Raw genomic sequence first — 11541 nt, 5'->3', positions numbered from 1 at the left:
TACCGTTCCGGCGGCAGGGTGTGGAGCGGATTCGGGGAACGGGGCGGAATGAGCGGGTACGACAAGGATTCCGGCGGTGGGTCAGCCGGGCCTGACGGGCCCGTTCCGACGCGGGCGCCGGAGCATGCCCCGCCGCCCATCGGCATCGCCGGCCTGAAGCTCGGTCACCAGATCGCCGCGGCCTGCGCCCTCGCCGTGATCGCCGTGGCCGCGTGCGCCCACGTGGCGATGCTCTTCTTCCACGTAGCCCCCTCGAACACGGCGACGAAGCAGCACGGCGACGTGATCGACGAGTGGATCTATCCGGAGTTCGAGCAGAACTGGAAGCTGTTCGCCCCCAACCCGCTCCAGCAGAACGTCGGCGTGCAGGCCAGGGCGGAGCTCGACACGGCGCAGGGGACGGTGCGGACCACCGACTGGTACGACCTGTCCGCGCAGGACGGCGCCCGCATCGACGGCAACCCGCTGCCCAGCCACACGCAGCAGAACGAGCTGCGCCGCGCCTGGGACTTCTACGTCGGCTCGCACGACAACAAGAACCGTCCCATAGGCCTGCGCGGGCAGCTCTCGGAGAACTACGTCCGCCGTATCGCGTACATGCGGCTCGACCGGGAGAGTCCGGGCGGCGAGGGGGACGAGATCGTGCGCATACAGGTGCGCTCCAGGACGACGAACGTGCGGCCTCCGAAGTGGAGCGAGGAGAAGGTCTCCACCAAGCCGGTCTACCGGCAGCTCCCGTGGTGGACGGTGACGCCGGACGACCTGCCGCTCACCGGAGGCGCAGCCGGCGACGACGCTGCCGACGGCGGGCGCGCGGGCGCGAAGGGAGCCGGCCGGTGATCCGTGTCGAACGCCCCCTCACGCGCGGACTGGGCAAGGTCACCGGCTTCGCCCTCGGCCCGTACCAGACGGCGATCATCCGCATCGGCTTCGCCGCCACCTGGCTCTTCTTCCTGCTGCGCGAACTCCCCCACCGCCATGAGATGTACGGGCCCGACAGCCCCTGGAACTGGGACATGGCGCAGCAGCTCATCGCGGGCAACGGCGCCTTCACCGCGCTGATGTGGTCGGACGGGCACGTCTGGTTCGAGATCGTCTACACCCTCGCGGTGCTGAGCAGCGCGCTGCTGATGCTCGGCTGGCACACGCGCGCCATGTCCGTGCTCTTCATGATCGGTGTGCTGTCGCTGCAGAACCGCAGCATCTTCATCGGCGACGGCGGCGACAACGTCATCCACCTCATGTCCACCTACCTGGTGCTGACCAGGTGCGGGCAGGTCTGGTCACTGGATGCCCGACGCCGGGCACGCGCGCGTGGAGGCGTCCGGGACGAGGCGGTCGGCGAAGCCGGGGCTCTGCGGCCGGACGCCGGAGAGCCGGTCGACCGGGTGGGGCCCGTCCTGTGGTGGGTGCTCGGCCTGACGCTGGCGGCCGTGACGTTCACGGGGGAGCTGAACCGCGGCTGGCTGGTGATCTTCTGGGGGCTCCTCGCGGTGCACGGCCTGTGGTGGGCCGTGGGGCGGCGCGCCCCGCACAGCGAGCTCCGCAAACTCCTCGACGTCGTCGCCAACCTCGTCCACAACGCGGGGCTGCTCATCATCATGGTCGAGGCCTGCCTCATCTACGCGACGGCCGGCTGGTACAAGGTCCAGGGCAGCCGCTGGCAGGACGGCACGGCCGTCTACTATCCGCTGAACCTCGACTACTTCTCCCCCTGGCCCGCCCTCTCCGAGCTGCTGGCCTCCCATGGCCTGGTGCTGCTCGCCGTCACGTACGGGACGGTCGTCATGCAGGTGGCCTTCCCCTTCACCCTCTTCAACCGCCGGGTCAAGAACGTCCTGCTCGCGGCGATGATGTGCGAACACGCCGTCATCGCGGTCGTCCTCGGACTGCCGTTCTTCTCGCTCGCGATGATCACCGCCGACGCGGTGTTCCTGCCGACGTCGTTCCTGCGGCGTCTGGGCGGCTGGGCGGCACGCGCGCGTGACGGGGCACGGGCCCGTGTCCTGTCCCGCCTTTCCCGCCGTGAGACCCTGCCCGAGCAGCGGGTCGGGAGCCGGTCGCAGGACGCGGAGGCCGCTGAGCACGCGCGCGTAGGCTTCACTCCATGAACAGCACTTCCGGGGCGGACCCGGCCGACGCCGTGCGTGTCTGGCGCGGCCTCGCGGACACCTGTGTGCTGCTCGACGGCTTCCACGCGATCAAGCACGCCCTGCGCTTCGGCGCGCGCGTCCCGGCCGCGCTGACCAGCGACAGGGCCGGTGTGCTGGCCCTCGCGGACGAGCTGGCTCCGGATGTGCGCCAAGCGCTGGAGGCCCTGCTGGCGCCGGTCGACGACGAGCGGCTGCGGGCTTTGGTGCCGCGTCTGCACCCCACGGCGGTCGCCGCGCTCGCCGAGCGTCCGTCGCGCGACGGCAATCTGGAGGCCCTGGGGCGCCTGCCGCGGGCCGCGCCGGTCATCGTGCTCGACGACCCCCGTAACCTCGGCAACGCGGGCGCCGTGATCCGGCTGGCCGCCGGGTTCGGGGCGACCGGTGTCGTCACCACCGGCACGCTGGACCCCTGGCACCCGACCGTCGTGCGCGGTGGCGCGGGCCTGCACTTCGCGACGGCCGTGGAGCGGATGGAGGTCGCCGCGCTGCCGCCGGGGCCGGTGTTCGCGCTGGACGCCGAGGGCGAGGACATCCGGGGGCTGAAGCTCCCCGACGACGCCGTGCTCGCCTTCGGATCCGAACGCAGCGGCCTGTCGGCGGCGCTGCGCGAGCGCGCGGACCACCTGGTGTCGCTGCCGATGCGTCCGCAGGTCTCCAGCTACAACCTGGCGACGAGCGTGGGCATGACGCTGTTCCACTGGTCGGCGGGCAGCCCTCCCGGCGCTGGCGGGCCTCCCGGCCCACAGGCCTGAACCCGCCCGCCACCGGGCCTCACGGAGTCCGGGGCCCCTCAAGGAGGCCCGGACCCCGCCGGCGTCACGCGTCCTTGCGGATCTCCACCACACGGAAGCGGTTGGCCACGAACGCGCCGTCGCACAGCGCGGCGTTCGCCGCCGGGTTGCCGCCCGAGCCGTGGAAGTCCGAGAACGCCGCTGTCTGGTTCACATAGACGCCGCCCGTGAGGTTCAGCGACAGCTGGGCGCACTCCTCCAGGCAGGTCTCCTCGACGGCCGCGGCGACCTCCTCCGACGTGGTGTACGCGCCCACGGTCATCGCTCCCTTGGCGCGCACCGTCCGGCCGAGCAGCCGCACCGCGTCCGCCGCCGAGTCGACGGCGACCGCGAAGGAGACCGGGCCGAAGCACTCGCTGAGATAGGCCGCCTCGGCGTCGGGCTTCGCGCCGTCCAGCTTGACGATCACCGGGGTGCGGACCACGGCGTCCGGGAAGTCGGGGTTGGTGATCTCCTTGGAGGAGAGGGCCACCTCGCCGAGTCCGGAGGCCGCATCGAGGCGGGCCTTCACGTCCGGGTTGACCAGGGCGCCCAGGATGCCGTTCGCCCGGGCGTCGTCGCCCAGCAGGCCGCTGACGGAGGCCGCCAGGTCGGAGACCACCTCGTCGTAGGACTTGGCCCCCGCGTCGGTCCGGATGCCGTCGCGCGGGATCAGGAGGTTCTGCGGGGTGGTGCACATCTGGCCGCTGTAGAGCGACAGGGAGAAGGCGAGGTTCGCCAGCATTCCCTTGTAGTCGTCGGTCGACTCGACGACGACCGTGTTGACCCCGGCCTTCTCGGTGTAGACCTGCGCCTGGCGGGCGTTGGCCTCCAGCCAGTCGCCGAACTCCGACGATCCGGTGTAGTCGATGATCTTGATCTCGGGGCGGGTGGCGAGCGTCTTGGCGATGCCCTCGTCCCGCCGCTCGGCGGCCAGGCACACGAGGTTCGCGTCGAAACCGGCCTCGGTGAGGACGTCGCGGGCGATCCGCACCGTCAGGGCGAGCGGCAGCACCGCGCGCGGGTGCGGCTTCACCAGGACGGGGTTGCCGGTCGCGAGCGAGGCGAAGAGGCCCGGATAGCCGTTCCACGTCGGGAAGGTGTTGCAGCCGATCAGGAGCGAGACGCCACGCCCCACGGGCGTGAACCGCTTGGTCATGGCGAGGGGGTCCCGCTTGCCCTGCGGCTTGTTCCAGTCGGCGGTGTCGGGTGTGCGGGTCTGCTCCGCGAACGCGTACGCGACCGCTTCGAGGCCTCGGTCCTGGGCGTGCGGGCCGCCCGCCTGGAAGGCCATCATGAAGGCCTGGCCGCTGGTGTGCATGACCGCGTGCGCGAACTCGTGGGTGCGGGCGCTGATCCGGGCCAGGATCTCCAGGCAGACCACCGCGCGCGTCTCCGCGCCCGCGTCCCGCCAGGCGCGCATTCCGGCGCGCATCGCCGGCAGCAGGGTGTCGATGTCCGGGTGGGGATAGGTGATGCCCAGCTCCGGTCCGTACGGCGAGACTTCGCCGCCCACCCAGTCGTCGGTGCCGGGCTGGTCGAGCTCGAAGCGCGTGCCCTGGAGGGCGTCGAAGGCGGCCTTGCCCTCGGGCAGGCTCAGGCTGCCGTCCTCGCCATAGGCCTTGGGGTGCTCGGGGTGCGGGGACCAGTACGCGCGCGTGCGGATGGTCTGAAGCGCCTGATCGAGCGTGGGCCGGTGCTTCGCGATCAGCTGTTGCGCGGTGACTTCGGCGGCCATGGCAGGACCAACTCCTCGTCGGTCAGCTCTCCATCGAGCTGGCGAGCTGGGCAGGAACAGTGGGCAGGGACTGTCTGACACAGCTAGAGTAACCGAACGATCGGTCGGGACAAGAGGGTCCGTCGAACCTGTGGACAACTTCTTCACGCCACCCCAGGACCGCCGGCCGGCGGACCGTGCGGGAGGATCGCGAGCATGACAGCACTCAGGCTCAGCAGCGCCGTTGCCGTGGTCGGCACCGGAACCATGGGGCAGGGCATCGCACAGGTCGCCCTGGTGGCGGGCCACCCCGTGCGGCTGTACGACGCCGCGCCCGGCCGCGCCCGGGCCGCCGCCGACGCGATCGGGGCCCGCCTCGACCGCCTCGTGGAGAAGGGCAGGCTCACGGCCGGGGACCGCGCCGCCGCGGGCGCCCGGCTCACCCCGGCCGACGACCTCTCGGAGCTCGCCGGCTGCGGCTTGGTCATCGAGGCGGTACTGGAGCGACTGGACGTCAAGCAGCAGCTGTTCCGGCAGCTCGAAGACATCGTCGCCGAGGACTGCCTGCTGGCCACCAACACCTCCTCCCTCTCCGTGACCGCCATCGCGGGCGCCCTGCGGGAGCCGGGCCGCTTCGTGGGACTGCACTTCTTCAACCCGGCGCCCCTGCTGCCCCTCGTCGAGGTCGTCAGCGGCTTCGCGACCGAGGAGCGGTCGGCCACGCGCGCGTACGCGACGGCGAAGGCCTGGGGCAAGACACCGGTGCGCAGCGCGGACACCCCCGGCTTCATCGTGAACCGCGTCGCCAGGCCCTTCTACGCCGAGGCCCTGCGCCTGTACGAGGAGCGGGTCGCGGACCCCGCCACGATCGACGCGGTCCTGCGCGAGTGCGGCGGCTTCACGATGGGCCCCTTCGAGCTCACCGACCTCATCGGCCAGGACGTCAACGAAGCCGTCACGCGGTCGGTGTGGGAGTCGTTCTTCCAGGACCCCAAGTTCACCCCCTCCCTCGCCCAGCGGCGGCTGGTCGAGTCACAACGCCTGGGACGCAAGTCGGGCCGGGGCTGGTACGCCTACGGGGACGACGTCCCGCGCCCGCAGCCGCACACCGCGGAGCCCGCCGACGCCCCGCGCTCTGTCACCCTGCACGGCGACCTCTTCCCCGCCGAGGCGCTGGTCGGCCTCATCCAGAAGGCGGATATCGAGATCCGGCACGCGCAGGGCGCGCCCAGCCACCCCGGCGGCATCGAGCTGCCCAGTGGCGCGTGGCTGGCCCTGACCGACGGTTCGGGCATGGCGGCGGCGGTGGAGCCGACCATCCACTTCGACCTCGCGCTCGACTACGGAGCAGCGACCCGTATCGCGCTCTCCCCGTCGAGCAGGGTGGATGAGAAGGGCCTGCGGGAGGCGATCGGCCTGTTCCAGGCGCTCGGCAAGAAGGTCAGCGTCATCGGGTCCGCCCCGGGGATGATCGTGGCGCGCACCGTATGGATGCTCGTGGACTTCGCCCTGGACGCCGTCGGGCGCGGGGTGGCGGACGCCGAGGACGTCGACACCGCCATGCGCCTCGGCGTGAACTACCCGCTCGGCCCGGTCGAATGGGGCCGCAGGCTGACCGCGTACCGCGTGGCCGAGTCGCTGGAGACGCTGCACGAGGAGTACCCCACGGGGCGCTACGCCCCGTCCCAGGCCCTGCGGCGCCAGGCCGTGCGAGAGGAACACTCATGACCACCGCCCGGCGGGACACCTACACCCCGGAGACGCTGCTGAGCGTGGCCGTCCGGGTCTTCAACGAGCGGGGCTACGACGGCACCTCCATGGAGCACCTCTCCAAGGCGGCCGGTATCTCCAAGTCCTCCATCTACCACCACGTGACGGGCAAGGAGGAGCTGCTGCGCCGCGCGGTGAGCCGGGCGATCGACGGCCTCTTCGGCATCCTCGCCGAGGAGCACGCGCGCGTGGGCAGTGCGGTCGAGCGCCTGGAGTACGTCACGCGCCGCACGGTGGAGGTCCTGGTCGCCGAACTGCCGTACGTGACGCTGCTGCTGCGGGTGCGCGGCAACACCGACACCGAGCGGTGGGCCCTGGAGCGGCGTCGGGAGTTCGACCAGCAGGTGGCCGAGCTGCTGAAGGAGGCCGTCGCGGACGGGGACCTGCGGTCCGACGTCGAGCTGCGCCTGGCCACCAGGCTGCTCTTCGGGATGATCAACTCCATCGTGGAGTGGTACCGGCCGGAGAGCCGGGGCGCGGCGAACGGCGAGCAGATCGCCGACGTCGTAGTGCAGCTGGCCTTCGCGGGCCTGCGCACCACGCGCTGACCACGCGCCGACCACACGGGCCGCTCGCCGGCGTCAGCTCGCCGGCTGCCCGTGCCTTCCGGATTCGGGTCGGCCGTCGGCTCTCCGGCCCTGGGCCGTCCGTCAGCTCTCCGGCTCCAGGTCGTCCTCCTCGAAGACCAGCAACGTACGCGTGCTGAGGACTTCGGGGATGGACTGCAGCCGGGTGAGCACCAGCTCCCGCAGCGCGCGGTTGTCCGGCGTGTGCACCAGGAGCAGTACGTCGAAATCGCCGCTGACCAGTGCGATGTGTGACGCGCCGGGGAGCGCGCGCAACTGTTCGCGGACCGTGCGCCAGGTGTTCTGGACGATCTTGAGCGTGATGTAGGCGGACGCCCCCTGCCCGGCGCGTTCGTGGTTGATGCGCGCCCCGAAACCCCTGATGACGCCGTCGTCGATGAGGCGGTTGATGCGCGCGTAGGCGTTGGCGCGGGAGACGTGGACGCGCTCGGCCACGGAACGTATCGACGCGCGACCGTCCGTGTGCAGGATCTGAAGGATGTCCCGGTCGATGGCGTCCAGGGGGCGGGGTTCGGGCGGCTGGGGCTCCGGACGATCACTCTCGGGCCGGTCGGCCATTCGTTCAGATGCCATGTCCCCCCGCCTCCCTACCATGGACGTACTGCGTTCATCCCAGGCTGTGGAGAACCGTTTGTCCACAGCCTGGAGGTGCCTGTAGCCAAAATGTGCTGGCGACCGAACAATCGGTAGGTGAGGCGCGTCACAGCTCTGCGCCTCCTTGCCGCTCCCACGAGGAGACCGCTTCCCTTCAGGAGGTGCCGTCATGACGGTCATGGAGCAGCGGGGCGCCTACCGGCCGACCCCGCCCCCAGCCTGGCAGCACAGGACCGACCCCGCGCCGCTGCTGCCGGACCCGGAGCCGTACCGCGTCCTGGGCACCGAGGCCGCCGCGAAGGCCGATCCCGGGCTGCTGCGCCGGCTGTACGCGGAACTGGTGCGCGGCCGTCGGTACAACACTCAGGCCACGGCCCTGACGAAGCAGGGCAGGCTCGCGGTCTACCCCTCCAGCACCGGTCAGGAGGCCTGCGAGGTGGCCGCCGCGCTGGCCCTTGAGGAGCGGGACTGGCTCTTTCCCAGCTACCGGGACACGCTCGCCGTGGTCGCCCGCGGCCTGGACCCGGCGCACGCCCTGACGCTGCTCCGAGGCGACTGGCACACCGGCTACGACCCGCGGGAACACCGCATAGCGCCGCTGAGCACGCCTCTCGCGACCCAGCTCCCGCACGCCGTGGGCCTCGCGCACGCCGCGCGCCTCAAGGGCGACGGCGTGGTGGCGCTGGCCATGGTCGGCGACGGCGGCACCAGCGAGGGCGACTTCCACGAGGCGCTGAATTTCGCCGCCGTGTGGCAGGCGCCCGTGGTCTTCCTCGTGCAGAACAACGGCTTCGCGATCTCCGTGCCGCTCGCCAAGCAGACCGCGGCCCCGTCCCTGGCCCACAAGGCCGTCGGCTACGGCATGCCGGGACGCCTCGTGGACGGGAACGACGCGGCGGCGATGCACGAGGTGCTGAGCGAAGCGGTGTCCCGCGCGCGGCGTGGCGGCGGCCCGACCCTCGTCGAGGCGGTCACCTACCGCATGGAGGCGCACACGAACGCCGACGACGCCACGCGCTACCGCCACGACGCGGAGGTCGACGCCTGGCGCGACCACGACCCGATCCTGCTCCTGGAGCGGGAGATGGCGGAGCGGGGGCTCCTGGACGACGACGAGAAGAGGCGGGTGGGCGAGGACGCGGAGGCCATGGCCGCCGACCTGCGCACCCGCATGAACCAGGACCCGGTGCTCGACCCCATGGACCTCTTCTCGCACGTGTACGCCGAGCAGACCACGCAACTGCGCGAGCAGGCGGCGCAGTTGCGGGCCGAGCTGGAAGCGGCCTCCGAAGAGGCCGGGGAGGAAGCCCGATGACCACGGTCGCGGCGAAGCCGGCCACCAAACCGGCCACCATGGCCCAGGCGCTGGGACGCGCCCTGCGCGACTCCATGGCCGAGGACCCCTCCGTCCACGTCCTGGGAGAGGACGTCGGCGCGCTCGGCGGGGTCTTCCGCGTCACCGACGGACTCACGGCGGAGTTCGGCGAGGACCGCTGTACGGACACGCCGCTGGCCGAGGCGGGCATCCTCGGGACGGCCGTGGGCATGGCGATGTACGGTCTGCGGCCCGTCGTCGAGATGCAGTTCGACGCGTTCGCCTACCCGGCCTTCGAGCAACTGCTCTCGCACGTGGCGAAGATGCGCAACCGCACCCGCGGCACCATGCCGTTGCCCATCACCGTCCGCGTGCCCTACGGCGGCGGGATCGGCGGCGTCGAGCACCACAGCGACTCCTCCGAGGCGTACTACATGGCGACCCCGGGACTGCACGTCGTCACACCGGCCACGGTCGCCGACGCCTACGGCCTGCTGCGCGCGTCCATCGCCTCCGACGACCCGGTCGTCTTCCTCGAACCGAAGCGGCTGTACTGGTCCAAGGCCGACTGGAACCCCGAAGCGCCCTCGCCCGTTGAACCGATAGGACGCGCCGTGGTGCGGCGCCCGGGACGCAGCGCCACGCTCATCACGTACGGCCCCTCCGTGCCCGTCTGCCTCGAAGCCGCCGAGGCGGCGCGTGCCGAGGGCTGGGACCTCGAAGTGGTCGACCTGCGCTCCCTGGTGCCTTTCGACGACGAGACGGTCGCCGCGTCCGTCCGCCGCACGGGCCGGGCGGTGGTCGTGCACGAGTCGAACGGCTTCGGCGGTCCCGGGGGAGAGATCGCCGCACGGGTCACCGAGCGGTGCTTCCACCATCTGGAGGCGCCGGTGCTGCGGGTCGCGGGCTTCGACATCCCGTATCCGCCGCCGATGCTGGAAAAGCACCACCTGCCGGGCGTCGACCGGATCCTCGACGCGGTGGCGCGGTTGCAGTGGGAGGCGGAGAGCTGATGGCGCAGGTCCTTGAGTTCAAGCTGCCCGACCTCGGTGAGGGGCTGACCGAGGCCGAGATCGTCCGCTGGCTCGTCCGGGTCGGGGACGTCGTGGCGGTGGACCAGCCGGTCGTCGAGGTCGAGACGGCCAAGGCGATGGTCGAGGTGCCCTGCCCGTACGGGGGCGTGGTGACCGCCCGGTTCGGCGAGGAGGGCAGCGAGATGCCCGTCGGGGCCCCGCTGCTGACCGTCGCCGTGGGCGCTCCCGCGACCGTGGGCGCGCCCGCCGAGGCGCCTGCCCCGCAGGAGCCCGCCGAGCGCGCGCTGCGGACGGCGGCGGAGGAATCCTCCGGCAACGTCCTGGTCGGGTACGGCACGGCAGCCGCCCCGGCCCGCCGCAGGAGGCTGCGGCCCACCCGGGCCGCCGTTCAGGGGCAGCAGCCGACTCCCCCGGCGTCCGCATCCTCCGCCGACATGGCACGGGCGACCGGCCACGTCCGCGAGGCCGCCGCCCCGGCCCGCGCGGACGGACCGGTTCCGGTGATCTCCCCGCTGGTGCGCAAGCTGGCGCGGGAGCACGGCGTGGAGCTGCGCGGACTTGTGGGCTCCGGGCCGGACGGGCTGATCACGCGGGCCGACGTGGAGTCCGCCATCGCGGCGGGGCCGGCACCCGTGGCGGGGAGCGGTCCGGTCACACACGAGATGGGCGCCGCGCCGCGCCGGACGAGCGATGCGGCGGCCGAGACGCGTGGGGCGTCTCCGCTCGGCGCCGCGCCGCTCGGTGCGGCGGCCCGCGAGGACGACGAGCTGATCCGCCTGGGGGCGGCCGAGGCGCGCCGCCAGGTGGCGGCCGGTCAGGAGCCGACGCGTGCGGGCATCGAGTCCCGGCATTCGCTGACCGGTATCCGGGGCCTCGTCGCGGACAAGATGTCCCGCAGCAGGCGCGAGATACCCGAGGCCACCTGCTGGGTCGACGCCGACGCCACCGAACTGCTCGCGGCGCGCACCGCCATGAACGCGGCGACGACGGAGCGCGACGGCCAGAAGGTGTCGCTGCTCGCGCTGTTCGCCCGCATCACGGCGGCGGCCCTCGCACGGTTCCCCGAGCTGAACTCCAGCGTGGACATGGAGAAGCGGGAGGTGCGGCGCTTCGCCGACATCCACATCGGGTTCGCCGCGCAGACCGACCGGGGGCTCGTCGTGCCCGTGGTGCGGCACGTGCAGGCGCGGACGACCGCCTCGATCAACGCCGAGCTGATACGGCTCACGGAACAGGCGCGCGCCGGGACGCTCACGCCCGGCGAGCTGACCGGGGGCACCTTCACGCTGAACAACTACGGGGTGTTCGGGGTCGACGGCTCCACGCCGATCATCAACCACCCCGAGGCCGCCATGCTCGGCGTGGGCCGGATCGTGCCCAAGCCATGGGTGCACCAGGGCGAGTTGGCGGTGCGGCACGTGGTCCAGCTGTCGCTCACCTTCGACCACCGGGTCTGCGACGGCGGCACGGCGGGCGGCTTCCTGCGCCACGTGGCGGACTGCGTCGAACAGCCGGCGGTGCTCCTGCGATCGGTGTGAAGAGTCGACCCGTGACGTAAGTCCCTGGTGCGAAGGACCCTCCGCGGGGTGGCAATGATCCCG

Annotated in this window: 10 protein-coding genes; 8 read left to right on the top strand and 2 right to left on the bottom strand. The window is 72.1% G+C overall.

The genetic code is table 11. The features are described 5' to 3' along the window. Positions 1-48: 48 nt before the first annotated feature. Genes DCW30_RS10790 through DCW30_RS10780 form a run of 3 tightly spaced genes read left to right on the top strand, consistent with a single transcriptional unit; the run spans position 49 to position 2905 of the window. On the top strand, positions 49-840 hold the full coding sequence (locus DCW30_RS10790; RefSeq protein ID WP_076685306.1) for a DUF5819 family protein: 792 nt from the start codon (positions 49-51) through the stop codon (positions 838-840). Continuing rightward, positions 840-2111, top strand: coding sequence for an HTTM domain-containing protein (locus DCW30_RS10785; protein WP_076689078.1), 1272 nt, complete (start codon positions 840-842; stop codon positions 2109-2111). The genes DCW30_RS10790 and DCW30_RS10785 overlap by 1 nt, the downstream gene beginning before the upstream one ends. Then, positions 2108-2905, top strand: a complete 798-nt coding sequence (locus DCW30_RS10780) for a TrmH family RNA methyltransferase (protein WP_062774431.1) — start codon at positions 2108-2110, stop codon at positions 2903-2905. Before DCW30_RS10785 ends, DCW30_RS10780 begins: the two co-directional genes overlap by 4 nt. Before the next feature lie 64 nt (positions 2906-2969). On the opposite strand, the gene paaN is transcribed toward DCW30_RS10780, so the two are convergent. Further along, positions 2970-4661 carry a phenylacetic acid degradation protein PaaN gene (gene paaN / locus DCW30_RS10775; protein ID WP_076685305.1) on the bottom strand — a complete coding sequence of 564 codons (1692 nt, stop codon included), beginning with the start codon at positions 4659-4661 and terminating at the stop codon, positions 2970-2972. A gap of 195 nt (positions 4662-4856) precedes the next feature. Between paaN and DCW30_RS10770 the strand changes: the two genes are divergently transcribed. Both DCW30_RS10770 and DCW30_RS10765 read left to right on the top strand, forming a co-directional pair. Continuing rightward, complete coding sequence (locus DCW30_RS10770; protein ID WP_076685304.1) at positions 4857-6368, top strand: 3-hydroxyacyl-CoA dehydrogenase; 1512 nt, start codon at positions 4857-4859, stop codon at positions 6366-6368. After that, complete coding sequence (locus DCW30_RS10765; RefSeq protein ID WP_076685303.1) at positions 6365-6958, top strand: TetR/AcrR family transcriptional regulator; 594 nt, start codon at positions 6365-6367, stop codon at positions 6956-6958. The genes DCW30_RS10770 and DCW30_RS10765 overlap by 4 nt, the downstream gene beginning before the upstream one ends. A 102-nt stretch (positions 6959-7060) precedes the next feature. Here DCW30_RS10765 and DCW30_RS10760 read toward each other — a convergent pair whose 3' ends face one another. Further along, entirely contained in the window at positions 7061-7570 is a 510-nt protein-coding gene (locus tag DCW30_RS10760; protein WP_373568993.1) for an Lrp/AsnC family transcriptional regulator, read from the bottom strand. A 190-nt stretch (positions 7571-7760) separates the two neighbouring features. Here DCW30_RS10760 and pdhA point away from each other — a divergent pair, with 190 nt between their 5' ends. The 3 genes from pdhA to DCW30_RS10745 are packed head-to-tail and all read left to right on the top strand — an operon-like array spanning position 7761 to position 11478. Further along, the gene (gene pdhA, locus DCW30_RS10755; RefSeq protein ID WP_076685302.1) at positions 7761-8906 is read left to right on the top strand and encodes a pyruvate dehydrogenase (acetyl-transferring) E1 component subunit alpha; all 1146 of its coding nucleotides are present in this window, start codon (positions 7761-7763) and stop codon (positions 8904-8906) included. Further along, positions 8903-9919: an alpha-ketoacid dehydrogenase subunit beta gene (locus DCW30_RS10750; protein ID WP_062774443.1), complete on the top strand. Its 1017-nt coding sequence runs from the start codon at positions 8903-8905 to the stop codon at positions 9917-9919. The genes pdhA and DCW30_RS10750 overlap by 4 nt, the downstream gene beginning before the upstream one ends. Continuing rightward, complete coding sequence (locus DCW30_RS10745) at positions 9919-11478, top strand: dihydrolipoamide acetyltransferase family protein (RefSeq protein ID WP_079250054.1); 1560 nt, start codon at positions 9919-9921, stop codon at positions 11476-11478. The genes DCW30_RS10750 and DCW30_RS10745 overlap by 1 nt, the downstream gene beginning before the upstream one ends. Positions 11479-11541: the final 63 nt, after the last annotated feature.

The sequence above is a fragment of the Streptomyces alfalfae genome (assembly GCF_004127445.1).
Lineage (GTDB): Bacteria > Actinomycetota > Actinomycetes > Streptomycetales > Streptomycetaceae > Streptomyces > Streptomyces alfalfae.
This window is presented reverse-complemented; position numbering and strand designations above follow the sequence as displayed.

Excerpts from the sequence above, each read along its gene's own strand:
- DCW30_RS10790 (WP_076685306.1), top strand. The coding sequence starts at position 49 with ATGAGCGGGTACGACAAGGATTCCGGCGGTGGGTCAGCCGGGCCTGAC.
- DCW30_RS10780 (WP_062774431.1), top strand. The coding sequence starts at position 2,108 with ATGAACAGCACTTCCGGGGCGGACCCGGCCGACGCCGTGCGTGTCTGG.
- paaN (WP_076685305.1), bottom strand. The coding sequence starts at position 4,661 with ATGGCCGCCGAAGTCACCGCGCAACAGCTGATCGCGAAGCACCGGCCC.
- DCW30_RS10770 (WP_076685304.1), top strand. The coding sequence starts at position 4,857 with ATGACAGCACTCAGGCTCAGCAGCGCCGTTGCCGTGGTCGGCACCGGA.
- DCW30_RS10765 (WP_076685303.1), top strand. The coding sequence starts at position 6,365 with ATGACCACCGCCCGGCGGGACACCTACACCCCGGAGACGCTGCTGAGC.
- DCW30_RS10760 (WP_373568993.1), bottom strand. The coding sequence starts at position 7,570 with ATGGCATCTGAACGAATGGCCGACCGGCCCGAGAGTGATCGTCCGGAG.
- pdhA (WP_076685302.1), top strand. The coding sequence starts at position 7,761 with ATGACGGTCATGGAGCAGCGGGGCGCCTACCGGCCGACCCCGCCCCCA.
- DCW30_RS10750 (WP_062774443.1), top strand. The coding sequence starts at position 8,903 with ATGACCACGGTCGCGGCGAAGCCGGCCACCAAACCGGCCACCATGGCC.
- DCW30_RS10745 (WP_079250054.1), top strand. The coding sequence starts at position 9,919 with ATGGCGCAGGTCCTTGAGTTCAAGCTGCCCGACCTCGGTGAGGGGCTG.